Annotated in this window: 16 protein-coding genes; 9 read left to right on the plus strand and 7 right to left on the minus strand. The window is 71.9% G+C overall.

What is annotated here, in order from left to right:
- The first annotated feature begins 31 nt into the window (after positions 1-31).
- The gene (locus ACIPPS_RS06145; protein WP_401427465.1) at positions 32-535 is read left to right on the plus strand and encodes an Lrp/AsnC family transcriptional regulator; all 504 of its coding nucleotides are present in this window, start codon (positions 32-34) and stop codon (positions 533-535) included.
- A 74-nt stretch (positions 536-609) separates the two neighbouring features.
- Here ACIPPS_RS06145 and ACIPPS_RS06150 read toward each other — a convergent pair whose 3' ends face one another.
- Entirely contained in the window at positions 610-1,563 is a 954-nt protein-coding gene (locus ACIPPS_RS06150) for an immunity 49 family protein (protein ID WP_401427467.1), read from the minus strand.
- A 304-nt stretch (positions 1,564-1,867) separates the two neighbouring features.
- On the opposite strand from ACIPPS_RS06150, the gene ACIPPS_RS06155 reads away from it, so the two are divergent.
- Positions 1,868-3,292, plus strand: coding sequence for a glycerophosphodiester phosphodiesterase (locus ACIPPS_RS06155; protein WP_401427469.1), 1,425 nt, complete (start codon positions 1,868-1,870; stop codon positions 3,290-3,292).
- 102 nt (positions 3,293-3,394) lie between these two features.
- Here the strand turns inward: ACIPPS_RS06155 and ACIPPS_RS06160 are convergent, their stop codons facing one another.
- On the minus strand, positions 3,395-3,850 hold the full coding sequence (locus ACIPPS_RS06160; protein WP_401427471.1) for a MarR family transcriptional regulator: 456 nt from the start codon (positions 3,848-3,850) through the stop codon (positions 3,395-3,397).
- On the minus strand, positions 3,847-4,338 hold the full coding sequence (locus ACIPPS_RS06165) for a MarR family winged helix-turn-helix transcriptional regulator (RefSeq protein WP_401427473.1): 492 nt from the start codon (positions 4,336-4,338) through the stop codon (positions 3,847-3,849). The genes ACIPPS_RS06160 and ACIPPS_RS06165 overlap by 4 nt, the downstream gene beginning before the upstream one ends.
- 193 nt (positions 4,339-4,531) lie before the next feature.
- Between ACIPPS_RS06165 and ACIPPS_RS06170 the strand changes: the two genes are divergently transcribed.
- The 3 genes from ACIPPS_RS06170 to argG all read left to right on the plus strand — a co-directional run bounded on the left by ACIPPS_RS06170 (position 4,532) and on the right by argG (position 7,961).
- Positions 4,532-5,863, plus strand: a complete 1,332-nt coding sequence (locus tag ACIPPS_RS06170; protein WP_401427476.1) for a diacylglycerol/lipid kinase family protein — start codon at positions 4,532-4,534, stop codon at positions 5,861-5,863.
- On the plus strand, positions 5,856-6,434 hold the full coding sequence (locus tag ACIPPS_RS06175) for a phosphatase PAP2 family protein (RefSeq protein WP_401427478.1): 579 nt from the start codon (positions 5,856-5,858) through the stop codon (positions 6,432-6,434). The genes ACIPPS_RS06170 and ACIPPS_RS06175 overlap by 8 nt, the downstream gene beginning before the upstream one ends.
- An 81-nt stretch (positions 6,435-6,515) precedes the next feature.
- A complete protein-coding gene (gene argG, locus ACIPPS_RS06180) occupies positions 6,516-7,961 on the plus strand; it encodes an argininosuccinate synthase (protein ID WP_401427480.1) in 1,446 nt (481 codons plus the stop codon).
- Between the two features lie 71 nt (positions 7,962-8,032).
- Here argG and ACIPPS_RS06185 read toward each other — a convergent pair whose 3' ends face one another.
- The 3 genes from ACIPPS_RS06185 to ACIPPS_RS06195 all read right to left on the minus strand — a co-directional run bounded on the left by ACIPPS_RS06185 (position 8,033) and on the right by ACIPPS_RS06195 (position 9,999).
- Positions 8,033-8,452, minus strand: a complete 420-nt coding sequence (locus ACIPPS_RS06185) for a DUF6114 domain-containing protein (protein WP_401427482.1) — start codon at positions 8,450-8,452, stop codon at positions 8,033-8,035.
- Positions 8,453-8,454: 2 nt separating this feature from the next.
- Entirely contained in the window at positions 8,455-9,108 is a 654-nt protein-coding gene (locus tag ACIPPS_RS06190) for a DUF6230 family protein (RefSeq protein ID WP_401427485.1), read from the minus strand.
- A 216-nt stretch (positions 9,109-9,324) separates the two neighbouring features.
- Complete coding sequence (locus ACIPPS_RS06195) at positions 9,325-9,999, minus strand: TetR/AcrR family transcriptional regulator (RefSeq protein WP_401427487.1); 675 nt, start codon at positions 9,997-9,999, stop codon at positions 9,325-9,327.
- 404 nt (positions 10,000-10,403) lie between these two features.
- Here ACIPPS_RS06195 and ACIPPS_RS06200 point away from each other — a divergent pair, with 404 nt between their 5' ends.
- On the plus strand, positions 10,404-11,057 hold the full coding sequence (locus ACIPPS_RS06200) for a Tat pathway signal sequence domain protein (protein WP_401427489.1): 654 nt from the start codon (positions 10,404-10,406) through the stop codon (positions 11,055-11,057).
- 129 nt (positions 11,058-11,186) lie between these two features.
- Here the strand turns inward: ACIPPS_RS06200 and ACIPPS_RS06205 are convergent, their stop codons facing one another.
- On the minus strand, positions 11,187-13,112 hold the full coding sequence (locus ACIPPS_RS06205; RefSeq protein ID WP_401427492.1) for a ricin-type beta-trefoil lectin domain protein: 1,926 nt from the start codon (positions 13,110-13,112) through the stop codon (positions 11,187-11,189).
- 298 nt (positions 13,113-13,410) lie between these two features.
- On the opposite strand from ACIPPS_RS06205, the gene ACIPPS_RS06210 reads away from it, so the two are divergent.
- From ACIPPS_RS06210 to ACIPPS_RS06220, 3 genes are all read left to right on the plus strand, one after another.
- Positions 13,411-14,394, plus strand: a complete 984-nt coding sequence (locus tag ACIPPS_RS06210) for a LacI family DNA-binding transcriptional regulator (RefSeq protein WP_401427494.1) — start codon at positions 13,411-13,413, stop codon at positions 14,392-14,394.
- Positions 14,395-14,601: 207 nt separating this feature from the next.
- A complete protein-coding gene (locus ACIPPS_RS06215) occupies positions 14,602-17,682 on the plus strand; it encodes a glycoside hydrolase family 3 protein (RefSeq protein ID WP_401427496.1) in 3,081 nt (1,026 codons plus the stop codon).
- Positions 17,683-17,827: 145 nt separating this feature from the next.
- Complete coding sequence (locus tag ACIPPS_RS06220; RefSeq protein ID WP_401427499.1) at positions 17,828-18,001, plus strand: hypothetical protein; 174 nt, start codon at positions 17,828-17,830, stop codon at positions 17,999-18,001.
- The last annotated feature ends 117 nt before the right edge of the window (positions 18,002-18,118 follow it).

Genomic DNA, 18,118 nt, shown 5'->3' on the forward strand with positions numbered 1-18,118 from the left:
GGGCGCGAGAAGAGAGAGCCTGAACAGCGCCATGACGCAGCCGGGGAACCCGCTCGACGACATCGACCGCAGGATCATCGCCCTGCTGCAGGCCGACGGGCGCCGCCCCTACAGCCAGCTCGCGGAGGACCTCGGCATCCCGGCGTCCTCGGTGCGCTACCGGGTCCAGCGCCTGGAGGAGAACGGGACGCTCCAGATCGTCGGCATCGCCAATCCGCTGACCATCGGCTTCGACCGCTTCGCCATGATCGGCCTGAAGGTGCGGCCCGGCACGGCGCGCGAGGTCTGCCGCCAACTCGGCGAGCTGCCGGAGACGTCCTACGTCATCATGACCGCCGGGCAGTACGACGTGATGGCCGAGGTCATCTGCCGCGGCACCGACCACTTCACCGACCTCGTCAACGAGCGCATGCACCACATCGACGGGGTCCTCACCACGGAGTCCTTCTTCGTCCTCGAAGTCCACAAGCTCGCCTACGGCTGGGGTGTCGGCCAGGTCGACTCGCTGGCCGCGCCCGGGCCGGAAGGCGACTGAGCCGTCCGCCGGGCCCCGGGGCGGCGACCTCGGCCGGGAGGCGGTCGTCGGCCCCGGGGGCGGTGTGGCCGGGGCTACTTGGCGTACCAGGAACCGAGGTTGTTCTCGCCCTCGTCCGCGGCGCGCTGGAGGGCGTCCGGGCGGCCCACGATGCCGTGCGGGAGGTAGACGGAGCGGATGTCCAGCTCCCATCCGTGCACCTGGACGGCGAGCGCCGCCAGGGTGAGGGCGTCGAGCGGGAGCAGTGTGCGCGGGGCCGGGTCCGTGCCGACGTTCTCGCGGTGGGCGACGAGCCGGGAGACCAAGGCCTGCTCGAAGGCGTGGCGGTCGTCGTCGAGCAGGACGCGCAGCAGTCGCTGATCCGCCGTCAGCGGACCCGCCGCGTCAAGCCGCTCGGCGGCGTCGGCGAGCTCCTTCGGGTCCGGCTTGCGCAGCGGCACGGTCGGCCAGTCGCGGGGCAGGTGCCCCCGCTCCTCGGTCAGGTAGGGGCAGAGCGCCTCCATCGCGGCGACGTCGGCCGGTTGCGACACCGGCGTCAGCTTCGAGTACGGCACTCCGGCGCGGATCGCGGGGGCGAGGTCACCGCGCAGCAGCAGTCCGGAGACCCGCTGCCACTCCCAGACCAGTCCGCTGACCACGACGGCCGCGAACGTGTCGAGCCAGGTACGGGCCGTGGGGGCCTCGTCGTCGACGTGCTGGAAGGCCATCTCGTCGCTGGTCAGTTCCTCGCGGACGAGGGGGAACTTGATCTCCTGGTCGCCGTTGGGGTAGCAGCCGAGGCTGATCACGCCCAACCAGCACTCCGCGGCCGTCACCAGCGCGAGCCGTGAGGTGTCGTCGAGCCCGGGCTCCGTCAGCGCGCGAGCGGCGACGTGATCGAGCAGCTCGTCGGCCATCTCCCGCAAGCGGTCGAGGCGGAAGCTGTCGTACCGCATGCTGTGCCACCGCCCGAAAGCCCGCCCGTCGATGTCGTCGAGCGCCTGCGCCATGCGCCCGTCGCTCACGTCGTGGTGTGCCACTTCCTGCACGAGCCCCGTCCTTCCACGATCGATCCACCAGCGACGGGAACGCTATCAGCGGCCTCGGACACCGCTGCCCGCACGGCGGCCCGTGCCGAGGCCGACGGCGGGCACGCGCCGGTGACGCGGGGGGGGGCGGGCCGGTGACGCGGGGGGCGAGCCGGTGACGCGGGGACCGAGCCCGTGACGCGGGGACCGAGCCCGTGACGCGGGGGCCGAGCCCGTGACGCGGGGGCCGAGCCGGTTCCGTCTGTTCGCGGTCGTGGGCGTGGTGGTCGCCGGTGGGTGGCGCGGGGGGTATTAGCCTCCCCGCATGCGTCGTGATCTTCTTCGTTCCGCGTTCGTCCTGGCCACCTGTGGCGTGCTGTGCTCACCGGCCCGCGGGGTCGCCGCCGAGGCCCGGCCCGCGGGCGGCGCCGTCGTGGTCCGGGAGGACTTCTCCGGCAGCGGGCTGCCCCGGCAGTGGCGGGTCGTCGGCGGGGCGTGGCAGGTGGACGGCGGGCGGCTGGTGGGGGGCGCCGGGGGAGGCAAGGGGGTGGTGACCTTCGGGGCCGGGCTCGCGGACTTCCGGTTCGAGGCTCGCGCGCGTGTCGAACGACGGGCCGGTTCGGGAGCGTGGTTCGGGCTGGGGGTCGACGTGCCCCCGACCGGCGCCGGGCGGTGGACCGCCGGGGTCGTGCACACGGACGGCGCGGGGCGTCCCGTCTCGTTCGGGGACGGAACCAGCGCGGCCGCGCCGGTTCCCGTCGGGGTCGCCGCGCGGGGCGACGTGCGACTGCGGGTCGAGGTCCGGGGGCAGCGGGCCGTGTGGTTCCTCGACGACCGGCAGGTCCTGATGACCCATCGCTCGTCGGCCGAGGCCGTGGACGGTCTGGCGTTGGTGGTGGGCGGGGCGACCGTGTCGTTCGACGACGTGCGCGTCACGCGCGTGGCCTCGTCGGCGTTCCAGCGGGCCGACACCCCACGCGTGACGGTCGTGGCCCACCGCGGAGCGTCCTCCCTGGCGCCCGAGAACACCATGGCCGCCCAGGAGGTCGGGCGGCGTTCGGGAGCGGAGTTCATCGAGAACGACGTCCGCCTCAGCCGGGATCGCGTGCCCTATCTGATGCACGACGCCACCGTCGACCGGACCACCGACGGGACCGGGAACATCGGCGCGCTCAGCGCGGCACAGATCGGCGCGCTGGACGCCGGGTCCTGGTTCGCGCCCGCGTTCGTCGGCGAGCGCGTGCCGACTCTCGCCCAGCAACTGGCCGATCTGCGGACGCGGGGCGGGAGCCTGCTCCTGGAGATCAAGCAGGCCGCCGGCATCGAGGACGTCAAGACCATGATCGACGTCGTACGGGCGGAGAAGATGACCGGTCGTGTCCTCGTCCAGAGCTTCGACCCCCAACACCTGCGCTGGGCACGAACCCTGGCTCCCGAGCTGCCCCTCGGGCTGCTCCGCGACACCCTCGACGCCGACCCCGTCGCCGTCTCCGAGGACCTGGGTCTCGCGCTCTACCTCCCGAACGGCACAGCGCTCGAAGCCCGGCCCCAGGTGGTCGACGACCTCCACCAGGCCGGAATCGGCGTCTGGGTATGGACCGTCGACACCCCCGAACGCTGGAACCGGTACGACGGGTACGGCGTCGACGGCATCATCAGCAACCGCCCCGCCGAACTCGTCAACTGGAACAACACACCCAGCGGCGAGGGCAGTACCAGCGGCGCCCCCGCCCCTCGGACCTCCCCCTGACCGCCCAGCCCGACCCGCCCCCCTGACCTGCACCGGCGCGCCGGGGCGGCGGAAGGTGCGGCCGTAGGGTGCCGGGGCCACCGTACGTGTCGGGACGCCGTGTCACGCCGTCAGTGCCGCGAGTTCCGCGTTCGCCCGCTCGGTGACCAGGGCCAGGACACGGCCCGCCGCGGCCAGGTCCTCCGTCGGCAGCCCTCCCCAGATGCGGGCCGAGATCGGGGCGGTCTGCGCGCCGACGGCGGCGAGCAGGGATCGGCCGGCGTCGGTGGGGAGGATGTGCTCGCCGTTCATGACGAGCAGGCCCCGCGCCAGCAGTTCGTCCAGCGTCGTCCGGATGTCGGCCGGGGCCGCCTTGAGGGAGGCGCGGACGAGGACGACGAGGCCGTCCGGGGTCTGGGGAGCCTCGGCGGTGACGGCGGCGCGTAGGGCGATCTGCTGCGGGAACGTCGCGCCGTGCTGGGCGAGCACGTGCTCCAGGACGCCGCGGGCGGCGTAGTGGGCCAGGCCCAGGACGCGGGCGTCGGCTGCGGGTACGGATGCGGATGCGGTGGTGGTCATGGTGTCCCCTCGGAGGTCTCGTCGTGCGGAACGGGGTCGGCCAGAGGTACGTCGAGCAGCGTCGTCAGCTCGGCCGTGAACGCGTGCGTACGCGGGGCGTCGAGGCCCCCCAGCGGGGCCAGGAGTTGGTGCAGCAGGTCCTGCACGATGACGACGGCCTGCCGTGCGGCCGTGAGCCCCTGCTCGGTGAGGGCCAGTTGGACGGCCCGGGGGTCACGGGGGTCACGGGCGCGGGCCAGCAGGCCCGACGCCTCCAGCGCACGCGCCAACTTCGACACGTACAGCGGCTCCAGGCCGGTGTGGTCGGCGAGTCTGCGCTGGCTGGGACGTTCGCCGGTGTGCTGCATGCCGTACAGCGAAGCCACCAGTGCGTACTGCGCGTGCGTCAGACCCGCGGGAGCCAGGGCGCGATCGACGGCGACGCGCCATTTGTTGGCCAGCCGCCACACCAGGAAGCCGGGCGTGGGGCCCCGTGTGCTGTCACTCATACTGGATAGGGTACATAGCTATTATCGCCATGGCTACTATCTGAGCACCGCCCCCTCCGCCGACGCACGGGCCTTCCCGCGTGAGGCGATTCACCCGAACAGGCCCGTCCCGCGCGACTCGAATCCGTTCTTGCGGGAAGGGTGGCTGGATGATGTGGGACGTAGGGACACGACGGCCGATGAGGCGGGGCGCATGGCGGCAGGGGTGAACGGCGGCAGCGGCGATACGCGCTCCCGGTGGTGGGCGCGCGCGGCCGTGCTCGCGGTGGTGGCCGCCGTCGTCGTGTTGCTGGTCGCGGTCGGTGGCGGCGGGGTGGTCATAGTCCTCAGCGGACTTGCCGGGCTCGTCGTCTCCGCCACCGGCGTGTGGTGGACCGTCGCCAGGCGAGGGACGCTGCGGTGGCTCGGAGCGCTGCTCATGGTCGGCGCGCCCGTCGGACTGCTCGTGCTGTACGTGCGCAGCGGGCTGTGGGTGACGGCGCTCGCCGCCGTCGCCTTGTGGGTCGTGGCGCTGGGGTGCGGGCGGGCCGCTCTTCGGCCGTCGCATCGACGCCACGTCATGCGGGGCGAGACTCGTCGGGCTCCCCGGCGCCCCGTCATTCTCATGAACCCCGCCTCCGGTGGCGGCAAGGTCGAGCGGTTCGGGCTCGTCGAGCACGCCGAGCGGCTCGGGGCCCGGGTGATCCTGCTCGAGCCCTGCGACGACGACACGCAGGTGCTCGGGCTGGCGCGGCAGGCGGTGTCGGACGGGGCCGACCTGCTCGGAGTGGCGGGCGGTGACGGTACGCAGGCGCAGGTCGCCGGGATCGCCGCCGAGCACGACCTGCCGTTCCTCGTCGTCCCGGCCGGCACGCGGAACCACTTCGCCATGGACCTCGGGCTGGATCGCGGGGATCCGTCGCTCAGCCTGGCAGCCCTCACCCACGGGGAGGAGGTGCGGGTCGATCTCGGTGACGTCAACGGTCGGGCGTTCGTGAACACCGTGTCGTTCGGGGTGTACGCGCAGGTCGTGCAGCGTCCCGAGTACCGCGACGCCAAGGCGGAGACCGCGCTCGACGTCATGCCCGATCTTCTCCACGAGAGCGGGCCGCGCCTCGACGCCACCGTCGACGGGGCCCTGCTGCCCTCGCAGCAGGCCCTTCTCGTCAGCAACAACCCCTACATCCGGCCCGACCCCTTCACCGGGCGCCGGGCCCGGCTGGACAAGGGTGAGCTCGGCGTCATCGGCGTACGCGTCGACAGCGCCGCCGGAGCCGCCGACATCGCGTTGCGGGGGTCGATGTCCGACAGCCTCAACGTCCTGACCGCCCGCCGGGTCGATGTCGTCGGTGGCGACGGCGACACCATGCCGGTCGCCGTCGACGGCGAAGCGCTCACCCTCGCGACGCCCGTCACCTGCACCCTCAGGCATCGCACGCTGCGCGTGCGCGTGCCGCGCGACCGGCCGGGAGCTCCGGTCGTGGCCCCTGCCGTCGACTGGCGGCGCATCCTCGAACTCGCTCTCCGTGGGAGGAGTCATGACTAGTCCGCACGAGGAGAAGCCCGGTGGCATCGCCGCCGTCCTCACCGATCTCCGGGCCGTCGACGGGGCGCTGTACGCCGCCGTCGCCGCGACGCCCACGCCCACCCTGGACAAGGGGCTGCGGAGGCTGTCCAGCGCGGCCGACCACTCCAAGATCTCGTTCACCGTCGCCGCCGCGCTCGCCCTCGTCCCCGGCCGCTCGCGGCGCGCCGCCGTCCTGGGCGTCGGCGCGGTCGCGGTGGCATCGGCCTGCGCGAACCTCCTCGGCAAGCGTCTCGTACGGCGTGCGCGGCCGGACCGTGAAGCGGCGCGGGTGATCGTGGACCGCCATGTGCGCATGCCCACCTCCGCGTCCTTCCCCTCCGGGCACACCGCCTCCGCCGTCGCCTTCGCCACCGCGGTGGGCGCCGTGCTGCCTCCTGCGGCGCTGCCCCTGACCGCACTGGCCTGCGCCGTCGGGTACTCCCGCGTGCATACCGGGGTGCACTACCCGGGGGACGTGCTGGCCGGGGCCCTGCTGGGGGCTTCGTCCGCCACGGCCGTCCTCACGCTCGCCCGGGTGCGGGCGACGTGACCTGGCCCCTCTCCCCCTTGTACGCACACGACGTGGCCCGCTCGCTTTGCATGGTCATGCGTTCTGATGCATACTCTTTCTATGTCTAAGGTCCTCACCTCCCTCCCTTCCGGCGAGCGGGTCGGAATCGCCTTCTCCGGCGGGCTCGACACCTCGGTCGCGGTCGCGTGGATGCGCGACAAGGGCGCCGTCCCGTGCACCTACACCGCCGACATCGGCCAGTACGACGAGCCCGACATCGCCTCCGTGCCCGGTCGCGCCAAGACCTACGGCGCCGAGATCGCCCGGCTGGTCGACTGCCGTGCCGCGCTGGTCGAGGAGGGTCTGGCCGCGCTCACCTGCGGGGCGTTCCACATCCGCTCCGGTGGGCGCGCCTACTTCAACACCACGCCGCTGGGGCGCGCGGTCACCGGCACCCTCCTGGTGCGGGCGATGCTCGAGGACGACGTACAGATCTGGGGCGACGGGTCGACGTTCAAGGGCAATGACATCGAGCGGTTCTACCGGTACGGGCTGCTCGCCAACCCGCACCTGCGGATCTACAAGCCCTGGCTCGACGCGGACTTCGTGACCGAGCTCGGCGGCCGTACCGAGATGTCCGAGTGGCTGCTCACCCACGGGCTGCCCTACCGGGACAGCACGGAGAAGGCGTACTCCACCGACGCCAACATCTGGGGCGCCACCCACGAGGCGAAGATCCTCGAGCACCTCGACACGGGCGTGGAGACCGTGGAGCCGATCATGGGCGTGCGGTTCTGGGACCCCTCGGTCGAGATCTCCCCCGAGGACGTGACCATCGGCTTCGACCAGGGCCGGCCGGTGACGATCAACGGCAAGGAGTTCTCCTCGCCCGTCGGCCTCGTCATGGAGGCGAACGAGATCGGCGGACGCCACGGCATGGGCATGTCCGACCAGATCGAGAACCGGATCATCGAGGCGAAGAGCCGCGGGATCTACGAGGCTCCGGGCATGGCCCTGCTGCACGCGGCGTACGAGCGTCTCGTGAACGCGATCCACAACGAGGACACCCTCGCGCAGTACCACAACGAGGGCCGGCGGCTCGGCCGGCTGATGTACGAGGGTCGATGGCTCGACCCGCAGGCGCTGATGATCCGCGAGTCGCTGCAGCGCTGGGTCGGAACGGCCGTCACGGGCGAGGTGACCCTGCGGCTGCGGCGTGGCGAGGACTACTCGATCCTCGACACGACCGGGCCGGCGTTCAGCTACCACCCGGACAAGCTGTCGATGGAGCGGACCGAGGACTCCGCGTTCGGGCCGGTGGACCGGATCGGTCAGCTGACGATGCGTAACCTCGACATCGCCGACTCCCGCGCCAAGCTGGAGCAGTACGCGGGTCTTGGTCTGATCGGTACCGCGAACCCGGCGATCGGCGCCGCGCAGGCGGCCGCGACCGGGCTGATCGGCACGATGCCGCAGGGCGGCGCCGAGGCGATCGCCTCGCGTGGCGAGGTCTCCGCCAACGACGAGCTGCTCGACCGCGCGGCCATGGAGTCCGGCACCGACTGATCGTTCCGCCTCCGCTCGGGGCGCTGTCCGCCGGCACCGGTCGGTGTCGGCGGGCAGCGCCCTCGGCGTGTCTACGCCCGTTTCTCGCGGCGCGCGCGAGGCGGACGCCAGCGGCGCGGCGGCTGGTCCGGAAGCCAGCCGAACGCCAGTGAGCTGCCCACGAGCCCGAGCAGCATGCCGATGAAGAACCCTCCGAGGTTCGAGGTCACCCAGGTCGCGAGCGTGGCCAGGACGGCGACGATCGAGTAGAAGAGGCGCTGGCGCGGGTTGAGGACGATCAGCGCCCCACAGACGATCATGATCACCGGGAGGACGTAGCCGGCCAGGCTGTCCGCCCCCGCCGTGAGGATGACGGAGATGCTCGCCCGTTGGGTGAGGAGGATCTCGGCACCCCCGAGCATGATCATGAGGCCCGGGGCGAACGGGCGGCGGTGACGCCATCCGGCGAAGGTTCGCCAGGGGTGGCGGCCGCCGGTGGCCGGCGGCGTCATCGTCAGCAGCCCTCGGAGGAGAAGCTCATGTGCAGGTCGGGCAGGGTGAAGCGGGTGGCCGTGGTGGCGTAGTTCTTCTGGTACACGTCGGTGATGTTGACGGTGTCGGCCTGCTGCCCGAAGCTGCCGAGCGGGCCCTTGACCGGGGGTTTGTCGAAGGTGCTGGCGTCCCCGCCGATCTCGATGTTGTCGAAGGCCGCGACCTTGCCGGAGATCTCGGTGGAGTCCGTGGTGAGGCCGGAGGCCTTGACCGGAGTGCCCTTGCCCCCTGCCCGGATGAGCAGGTGGGTGCCGCCGAGTTCCACGCTCTGGCAGAGATTGGTGAGCTCCGCCTGACGGATGGCGGTGACGATGACCAGGACCTGGCCGCCGGTGTCACCCGCGTTGGGGCTGCCCTCGGGCATGGTGTCCAGGGCCCCGAACTGGCCGAAGCCGGTGCCCTTGAGGGTGTCGGCCTTGACGACGAACGGCATGCCGGAGATGGCGAACTGGGCGGCGAGTGCGCCCTGGGCGGTCAGGACGACGAGGGTTCCGGCGATCGCGCAGGCCGGTACCGCCATGAGGCCGGCGCGCCGGAAGCGGACGCGGCCTCTGCGGCGGGCTTCCGCGGTCTCGGGTAAGGACGCGGTGGGGGTGGGGTCTTCGGACAGAGCCATGAGGCGCTCCTGACAGTGATGAGGAAACAGACCTGTGGCGGCGATGTCCTGGCGCGGACGGTGGTTCCGGTCGGTTCCCGTGCCCGCCCGGGTTTTCCTCGCGTGGCGTACGGAGGCGGCCGCGTGGCAGGGAACCGCCTGGACCGTAAACCCGTCGTTACCGCCCAGTCAACTAGTGTGCGAGACACGGCAGTTGATCGATCGTTCCCGCAGGTCTCAGGGGTGCGTGAACGGGGAGACCACCACGTGCACGAGGGTGTCGAGAAGGTGCGGGAGCCGGGCCGTCCGGTCCTCGTCCACCGCGCGATGGACCGCCGCGTGGACGGCTCCGACGACGGTGTCCACCAACTCCTGCCGTGCCACCGACTGCGGCCCCGGCGGCGCGTCCACGAAGAACCGTCGGAAACTGGCCAGAAGTTCCGCGCGCGCACGGCGGCCCGCGGGCCCCGCGGACTCGATCTCGACGACCATCCGGGCGAACGCGGGCGTCTCCGAGAGGAGCGCCAGCATGGTCCGCAGCCCGGCCCGCACGGCCGCCGGCCAGGACGCCGCACCGCCCGCCTCCTCGTACGCCCGCCCCATCGCCCGTACGACCATCTCCGTCCCGCTCCGGTACGCGGCCAGGACCGCGTCCTCCTTGCCCGTGAACAGGGCGTAGAACACCGGGCGGGTCACTCCCGCGGCCCGGCAGATGTCGCTGATCCGCGCACCGCCGTAGCCGTGCGCCGCCACCATCCGGGCCACCCCGTCGAGCAGCCGCTCGCGCTGCCGCGAGGCCACCTGTTCCGGCGTCAGCCGGCGCGGGCCGGGGCGCAGGGAGCGCTCCGGGTCGCGGCCCGTACGGGCGCCGGGCAGCGCCTGCCATTCCTCGGTCGGACGAGCACCCTTCACCGGCCACATCCCCCCGGGGCTGTTGACGTCACATACTCGACAGGTTTACAACCCTGATGGGTTTTCCTCTCGTGCGGCGCACAGCACCGAGCGACACCGCACACGCACCGCACCGAGTATCACGCCCTTGTCGCGTCCCGCGACAGCGCTGGGCCGATCCGTGGCGCCGGATCGGCCCGGCCAGGGGCGCCCCGGCTCGCCCTTGCTCGCTCCTTCGCCCGCTTCTCGCCCGGCCTCGCTCGCCTTCGCTCGCCTTCGATCACCCCGCACGGTCGAGCCGCAGTCTTCCCCCGCCACCGGCCGCCGCCGGCGGCCCACCCGCGCACGTCCTCGCCGGGGTGGTGTCCCCACACCCCCTGGCACCGCTCGCTCTCCCTCACCTTGGAACGAAAGGAACCCCCACCATGAACAAGCGCGCCTTCTTAGCCTCCGCCGGAGCGGCCCTCGCCGCGGTCCTGGCCGTCACGCACCCGGCCACCGCGGCCGGCAGCGTCCTGACGACCGGCAGCCCGAGCGGTCCGGCCGTCGCGGTCGGCGACGTGCTCACCGCCTCGCTCGCCGCGGGCGGCACCGCGAAGATCGCCACCACCTCCGGCGGCAGCACCGGCATCACCTGCACCTCGTCGGCGTTCAACGCGACCGTCACGAGCAACCCGGCCGCACCCGGCACCGCGACCGAGACGCTCAACGCGCACACGCTGAGCACCTGCACGACCAACATCCTGGGAACGACCGGCGTTCAGAGCATCACCGTCAACAACCTTCCGTACACGACGGCCGTCACGTCCGGCGGCTCGCTGACCGTCACCGCCGGCAGCGCGGGGCCGATCCAGACCACCCTGAAGATCAACACCATTCTGGGTGTGACGACCTGCGTCTACCGGGCCACGACCCTGACGGCGACCCCGTCGAACACGGACAACTCGCTCGCCTTCGCCAACCAGCAGTTCACCAAGTTCAGCGGGCCGGGCACCTGCCCCGCGAACGGGTTCTTCAGCGCGAAGTACGGCCCGGTGAAGGACACCACGCAAGGGGGCGCGTCCGTCTTCGTCAACTGAGGCCGGAGCGACGAGGTCTGACTGTCTGACAGGCCTCGGCCCTGAGTGCGGCCGCGTGTCGCACGCAAGGCCGTCCGGGAGCGCCCGTCGGGCGCTCCCGGACGGTCGCGGTCGGTCACGCGGACGAACCTAGAGGACGGTCGTGCGCCACTTCTGGTTGGCCGCTCCCGTGCAGGACCAGATCTGGGCCCGCGTCCCGTTCGCGGAGGAGTGGTCGCTGGCGTCCAGGCACTTGGTGGCGGCCACGTTCACGAGTTGGCCGGAGGCCGTCTCGTGGCGCCATCGCTGGGCCCCGGTTCCGTTGCAGGTGTAGAGCTGGACCTTGGCCCCGTCCGCCGTCGATCCCGCCGCCACGTCCAGGCACTTGCCCAGGGCGCGGACGGTGCCGTCGGCCTGGAAGGCCCAGTTCTGGGCCGCCGAACCGTTGCACTGGTAGAGCTGGACCGGCGTACCGTCCGCGGAGGAGCCGCCCGCGACGTCGAGGCAGGCTCCGCCGAGGCCCACCAAGGACTGGGTGGCGGACTGGCCGCCGGCCCAGGTGAAGGTGGCGGAGGTCTTGCCGGGGAGCGTGTACGTGTAGTGGCTCGTGCCCCAGTTGACGGTCATCTGGCGCGCGGTCGACGCGTCGTTGTACGCGATGAGCGCCTTCGAGCCGTCGGGGTTGCGCCAGGCCACGTTGGGGACCTCCGAACTGCCGGTGGAGGCGACGCGGTGGGCACCCGGGCGGACGAACTTCGTGAGGTGGCCCATGGTGTAGTACTCGATCGTGTAGTCGACCTGGCCGTGCCGGGAGTCGCCGTTGTGGACGGTGATCAGGCCGTCGCAGACGCCGCAGCCGCCGTTGTGCGGGCCTCGGTTCTGGTCGACGGCCAGGGACCACTTGGTGACCGACTTCGCCCAGTTCCGGGTGTAGTCGATGATGTTCATCATGTCTTCGCGCTGCTGGTTGGCGATCCAGGTGCCGCCGGAGTGCTCGGTCTGGAAGGCGTCCAACTGCGGGTAGCGGTCGTGGATCTGGGTCTGCTTGGCGATGTCGCCGCCGTAACCGTGCCAGGCGACGCCGCCGAAGTTCGGGTGGCTGCGCACCGCGGCGTCGTCGACGGTCGGTGCGGCGTACGCGTCGTAGGTGTCCCAGTTCCAGTCGTGGGCGAGGACCTTGGTGGACAGGCCGGCGGACTGGAGCCCCGGCAGCAGCTCGCTCTTGGTGAAGTAGGCGAGCCCCGACCCGTTCCAGCTCATCGACGGGTAACCGGAGCAGCAGGTCGGTTCGTTCTGGGCGGTGACGTAGTCGACGGGGACGCCCTGGTCGCGCCAGCCCTGGAGGTACTTGACGAAGTAGTCGGCGTACGTGCCGTAGTTCTCGGCCTTCAGCCAGCCGCCGTTCAGCTGCCCGCTGTCCTTCATCCAGGCGGGGGCGGTCCAGGGGGAGGCGACGAGGGTGAGGGCGGGGTTGAGCTGCTTGGCCTGTTTGGTCAGCGGCAGGACGTCCTGGAGGTCGTGGGCGAGGGAGAAGCGCGCGAGGGTGGGGTCGGTCTGACCGGCCGGCAGGTCGTTGTAGGTGTAGCCGAAGCGGGCGAGGTCCGAGCCGCCCATGGGGTTGCGGACGAAGGAGAGACCGATGCCGTCGGTCGGGGAGAACAGTTTGCGCATCGTGGCGTCCCGGGTCGCCTGGGAGAGCGCTCCGGAGCCCTTCATCAGCCAGGCGGCGGTGTCGGTGAAGGAGGCGCCGCCGCCGGTGAAGGTCTGGTAGCGGGTGTTCTCGTCGACGGTCAGGGGGGTGCCCGCGCCACCGTTGCCGCTCTGGAAGGCGATCGGGGTCTGCTGCTGGAGCCCACGCGTGACGTGACGGCCACCGGTGTCGTCGGTGGTGGTCAGCCAGACGTTCACCTGCTCCCCTGCCGCGTGCGCGGTGCCGGCGGAGAGGCCGGTGATTCCGGCGAGGCCCGTGAGGCCCGATGCGGCGAGCGCGCCGGCCAGGAGGGAGCGCATCAGCCGGCCGCGGGGCGGCCCGGGGCGGGTGCGGGTGCGGGTGTGACGGTGCGTCGAACGGAGCATGTGGGTGCCCTTCTCGGCAGGGTGTGGGGGGCGGGGCGGTCCGGCGTGACGTGGCGTGGACATGCAGGGCCGACTCGCGTCGAGAGTGAACTGGGCATCGGGACGGCCGTCAAGGTGTCGCGCATTCATATCCTGAACACACGAAGGGTGTTGGAGAGGACGGAGCGGGATTCGAGCCCCTGACGGCGTGAACTCTTGACGGCGGTGCGATGGGGCGGTTGACTCACCGCACCCTGCCGGAACCGGTTCCGGGAGCGGTTCCGACAGCGATGTCAGTCCCCGGACGCGGAGGCCTCCGATGCGTGTCACGATCGCCGATGTCGCACGTCAGGCAGGTGTCAGCAAGACCACGGTGTCCCGGGTCCTGAACACCCGGGCCGAGGTCGACTCGGCGACCGCCGCCCGCGTTCGTGAAGTGATCGATGTGCTGGGCTATGTCCCCAGCTCAGGGGCCGTGGGTCTGGCGCGCGGCTCCAGCCGGACCATCGGCATGCTGACGCCGTCGCTGACCTGGCCGTGGATGGGCGAGGTCCTCCAGGGCGTCGTCGACACCGTCGAAGCGGCCGGGTACGGGCTGCTCCTCTTCACGTGCAACCGGGGGGCCGACTCCGTCCAGCACTTCGCCGGTCAGGTCTCCGCCCGGGCGTTCGACGGGCTCCTCGTCGTCGAGCCGGAGAACACCCTCGACACGATCGAGGCGATGCACCGGCGCGGCCTGCCCGTCGTGCTCATCGACGACCGGGGCCGCCACCCGGCGTTCCCCTCGGTCGCCACCACCAACCGCGCCGGGGGCGCGGCGGCCGCGGGGCATCTCCTCGCCTCGGGCCGCGGCAGGCCGCTGGTCGTCACCGGGCGCCGGGACTTCGGCTGTGTCCGCGAACGGCTGGACGGATTCCGTGAGGTGCTGCCGACCGACCGGGTCGTCGAGGGCGAGTTCACCGAAGGCACCGGCCGCTCCGCCGTGCGGCGGGCGCTCGCCGAGGGGTGGGACTTCGACGGGGTCTTCGCGCACAACGACCTCATCGCGGCGGGCGTGTTGCGCGCGCTGCGCGAGGCCGGACGGCGCGTCCCGGACGACGTGGCCGTCGTCGGCTTCGACGACATTCCCATGGCCCGGCACACCGAACCGCCGCTGACCACCGTCCGCCAGCCCATGCGCCGGATGGGCGAGACGGCCGCGCGCATGCTTCTCGCCGGGCTCGCGGGCGAGCAGTTTCCCCGTGAACCGGTGGTCCTGCCCACCGAGCTCGTCGTCCGGCGCTCCGCGCCGGGCCGCGCATGACTCCCCGGGGCCTGCCACTTCGTCTCCACCCCCACCTCCACCTCCGTCTCCGCCTCCACCCCCACCTCCGTCTCCGCCTCCACTTCCTCTCCACCTCCACCTCCACCTCCGTCTCCGTCTCCGCCTCCGCCCCCACCTCCGTCTCCGCCTCCACTTCCTCTCCGCCTCCACCTCCGTCTCCGTCCTCGTCCCGTACAAGGAGCCGCAATGCCACGAACAACGGCGGTGATCGCCGTCACCGCTCTGCTCGGCACTCTGCTCGCCGGAGCGTCGCTGCCGAGCGCCGCAGCGGACGCGCCCGCCCGCGCGGACGCGCCCGCGCCGGTGACCGTCGACCGTTTCGAGGGGGAGGTCCCCTTCGCCGGCCCGCCCGCCGAAGGCATCTTCACGTGGGGCAGTGACGCCGACGACCAGCCGAAGCTACGGATCGCCGAACGGGTCGACGCGCCCGAGGGCGACAGGGTCCTCGAAGGTGACTACGGCATCAGTGGCTGGGGCGGGTTCAGCCACGACTTCGCCTTCGACAAGCCCGCACACGACTGGACCGCGTACCAGGGCATCCGCTTCTGGTGGTACGGGCAGAACACCGCTCCCCTGCCGCCCGGGTCCGGCAAGCGCCTCCACTTCGAGATCAAGGACGGCGGGGCGAACGGCGAGGCGTCCGAGCTGTGGACCACGTCGTTCACGGACGACTGGGAGGGCTGGCACCTCGTCGAGATCCCCTTCTCGGACTTCCAGTACCGCGCCGACTACCAGCCGGTGGGCGGTATCGACCAGGAGCTGGGACTGAACGAGATGTGGGGGTACGCCCTCACGCTGCCGCCCGGCTCACCCGGCGCCTTCGCGATGGACGGCGTGGAGCTGTACGGCACGGCCGAGCCGGCCCTGACCACCAAGGTCGTCACCGACGCCGCCGTCCACCCGGTCGACGAGGGCGGCGCCGCCGAGGTGAAGGTGTCCGTCGCCACGACGGGCTCCGCTCCGCTCGCCGGGCCCGTCACCGTCACGTACACGACCGCGGGCGGCAGCGCGGAGTCCGGCGCGGACTACACGCCGGTCGGCGGATCCGTCACGTTCCCGGCCGGTACGGCCTCCGGGACGAGCCGGTCGATCGTGGTGGCCACGAAGAAGGACCGTTCCGCCGAGGCGGCCGAGACGATCCCGCTCACCCTGGGCGTCACGGGCGCCAAGGCGCCGACGGAGAACCCGACGGTCGTCGTGAACGCCCACGGTCTGCCGTACCTGAACGCGAAACTTCCGGTGGCCCGGCGCGTCGAGGATCTACTCGGGCGGATGTCGCTCGCGGAGAAGGTCGGCCAGATGACGCAGGCGGAGCGCAACGCGCTGCGGTCGCCGGGTGACATCGCCGCGTACGACCTCGGCTCGCTGCTCTCCGGCGGTGGGTCGGTCCCCTCCCCCAACACCCCCGCCGCCTGGGCGAAGATGATCGACGGCTACCAGCTGCGCGCGCAGGCCACCCGCCACCAGATCCCGCTGATCTACGGCGTGGACGCGGTGCACGGCCACAACAACGTCGTCGGTTCGACGATCATGCCGCACAACATCGGGATCGGTGCGGGGCGTGATCCGAAGCTCGCCGAGCGGACCGGCGCCGTGACGGCGAAGGAGGTGCGGGCCACGGGCATCCCGTGGGACTTCGCGCCGTGCGTGTGCGTCACGCGCGACGAGCGCTGGGGCCGCTCCTACGAGGCGTTCGGCGAGGACCCCGCCCTGGTGACCGCCATGGAGACCGTGATCAACGGGATGCAGGGCGCCCGGGACGGCAGGGACCTGGACCGCGACGACAAGGTGCTCACCAGCGCCAAGCACTTCGTGGGCGACGGCGGGACGGAGTTCGGCTCGTCGACCACCGGCTCGTACACCATCGACCAGGGCGTCACGAAGGTCAGCCGGGAGGAGCTGGAGGCGGTGCACCTCGCGCCGTTCGCCGAGGCGGTGAAGCGCGGGGCGGGCACGGTCATGCCCTCCTACTCCTCGCTGGACGTCCTGGGGGACGACCAGGGGCCGGTGAAGATGCACGCCAACGCCGAGATGATCAACGGTGTGCTGAAGGACCGCATGGGCTTCGCGGGCTTCGTGATCAGCGACTGGCAGGCGATCGACCAGATCCCGGGCGACTACCCGAGCGACGTGCGCACGTCGGTCAACGCCGGGCTCGACATGATCATGGTGCCGACGAACTACCAGGACTTCACCAGGACCCTGAAGGACGAGGTGACGGCCGGCCGGATCGGACAGGCCCGGATCGACGACGCCGTGGCGCGGATCCTGACGCAGAAGTTCCGGCTGGGGCTCTTCGAGCAGCCGTACGCGGACACCACCCACCTGGACGCGATCGGCTCACCCGCGCACCGCGCGGTGGCACGCGAGGCCGTCGCCGCGTCCCAGGTCCTGCTCAGGAACGACGGTGGGCTGCTGCCGCTGAAGAAGGACCGGAAGGTGTACGTCGCCGGGTCCAACGCCGACGACCTCGGCAACCAGGCGGGCGGCTGGACGGTCAGCTGGCAGGGCGCGTCCGGCCGGACGACCACCGGCACGACGATCCTGGAGGGCATGCGGAAGGCGGCGCCCGACACGGAGATCGCGTACTCCAAGGACGCCTCGGCCGCCATGGGCGGATACGACGTCGGCGTGGTCGTCGTCGGTGAGACGCCGTACGCGGAGGGCGTCGGGGACGTGGGCAACGGACACGACCTGGAACTCTCCGCCGCCGACAAGGCGGCTGTCGACACGGTCTGCGCCGCGATGCCGTGCGCGGTCCTGGTGGTGTCCGGGCGTCCGCAGCTCGTCGGTGACCGGCTGGGCACGATCGACGCGCTCGTCGCGTCGTGGCTGCCGGGCACGGAGGGCGACGGTGTCGCCGACGTTCTCTACGGGACCCGCCCGTTCACCGGGCAGCTCCCGGTGACGTGGCCGAAGTCGGAGGCTCAGCTGCCGGTCAACGTCGGTGACGCGGCGTACGACCCGCAGTTCCCGTACGGGTGGGGTCTGACCACGCTCTCCCCCGCTCCGGCCGGCGGCGACCACGCCCTGAAGGCCATCGGCGTCGCGGCGAAGGTCCTGCAGTCGCTCGGCCGTGGCACGTCCGAGGAGGGCCGGGAGCTGGTCGCGCGGGCCCGGGTGATCGTCCAGCAGAAGATCGGCCGGCACATCACGGAGGCGACGGCGAAGCCGTTCGCCGAGGCCGACCACCTGCTGCTCACGGGGGACCTGACGGGCGCGGTGGCGAAGCTGAGGGTGGCGTACGGGGCCGCCGGTACGGCCTGAGGTGGGGCCCGGGCGCGGTCCGATGGGGATGGTGTTCGAGGCGCGGCCCGGGGCCGCCGGTCGGCCGGGGCGCGCTCGGGAAGCCCTGATTCCGGGGCGGGTCGGGGGGTAGGAGGAGGAAAAGGAGCGTACGAAAGGGGCTGACATGAGTGCCAGCGAGAAGGCCAAGGCCAAGGCCGAGCAGATGGCCGGCAAGGCCGTACGCAAGGCGGCCGGCGTCAAGGGCGACAAGAAGCTGGCCGCCAAGGGAAGCGCGCTCGAGGGTCGCGGCAAGGCCCGCGAAGCCAAGGAGAAGGGCAAGGACCACTTCAAGCGTTGACGCTCACCGCGTCCGCCGGCCCGCGCCTCTGTACACCCGTCGCCCCGGCCGCCGTCATGGCGGCCGGGGCGACTCCGTGCCCAGCCGGATGTCGAGCGGTAGGCGGGCTCGAGCGGT

This window comes from Streptomyces sp. NPDC090127 (assembly GCF_044746945.1).
Classification (GTDB): domain Bacteria; phylum Actinomycetota; class Actinomycetes; order Streptomycetales; family Streptomycetaceae; genus Streptomyces.

Excerpts from the sequence above, each read along its gene's own strand:
- ACIPPS_RS06170 (WP_401427476.1), top strand. The coding sequence starts at position 4,532 with ATGGCGGCAGGGGTGAACGGCGGCAGCGGCGATACGCGCTCCCGGTGG.
- ACIPPS_RS06155 (WP_401427469.1), top strand. The coding sequence starts at position 1,868 with ATGCGTCGTGATCTTCTTCGTTCCGCGTTCGTCCTGGCCACCTGTGGC.
- ACIPPS_RS06185 (WP_401427482.1), bottom strand. The coding sequence starts at position 8,452 with ATGACGCCGCCGGCCACCGGCGGCCGCCACCCCTGGCGAACCTTCGCC.
- ACIPPS_RS06205 (WP_401427492.1), bottom strand. The coding sequence starts at position 13,112 with ATGCTCCGTTCGACGCACCGTCACACCCGCACCCGCACCCGCCCCGGG.
- argG (WP_401427480.1), top strand. The coding sequence starts at position 6,516 with ATGTCTAAGGTCCTCACCTCCCTCCCTTCCGGCGAGCGGGTCGGAATC.
- ACIPPS_RS06220 (WP_401427499.1), top strand. The coding sequence starts at position 17,828 with ATGAGTGCCAGCGAGAAGGCCAAGGCCAAGGCCGAGCAGATGGCCGGC.
- ACIPPS_RS06190 (WP_401427485.1), bottom strand. The coding sequence starts at position 9,108 with ATGGCTCTGTCCGAAGACCCCACCCCCACCGCGTCCTTACCCGAGACC.
- ACIPPS_RS06210 (WP_401427494.1), top strand. The coding sequence starts at position 13,411 with ATGCGTGTCACGATCGCCGATGTCGCACGTCAGGCAGGTGTCAGCAAG.
- ACIPPS_RS06160 (WP_401427471.1), bottom strand. The coding sequence starts at position 3,850 with ATGACCACCACCGCATCCGCATCCGTACCCGCAGCCGACGCCCGCGTC.
- ACIPPS_RS06165 (WP_401427473.1), bottom strand. The coding sequence starts at position 4,338 with ATGAGTGACAGCACACGGGGCCCCACGCCCGGCTTCCTGGTGTGGCGG.
- ACIPPS_RS06200 (WP_401427489.1), top strand. The coding sequence starts at position 10,404 with ATGAACAAGCGCGCCTTCTTAGCCTCCGCCGGAGCGGCCCTCGCCGCG.
- ACIPPS_RS06175 (WP_401427478.1), top strand. The coding sequence starts at position 5,856 with ATGACTAGTCCGCACGAGGAGAAGCCCGGTGGCATCGCCGCCGTCCTC.
- ACIPPS_RS06145 (WP_401427465.1), top strand. The coding sequence starts at position 32 with ATGACGCAGCCGGGGAACCCGCTCGACGACATCGACCGCAGGATCATC.
- ACIPPS_RS06215 (WP_401427496.1), top strand. The coding sequence starts at position 14,602 with ATGCCACGAACAACGGCGGTGATCGCCGTCACCGCTCTGCTCGGCACT.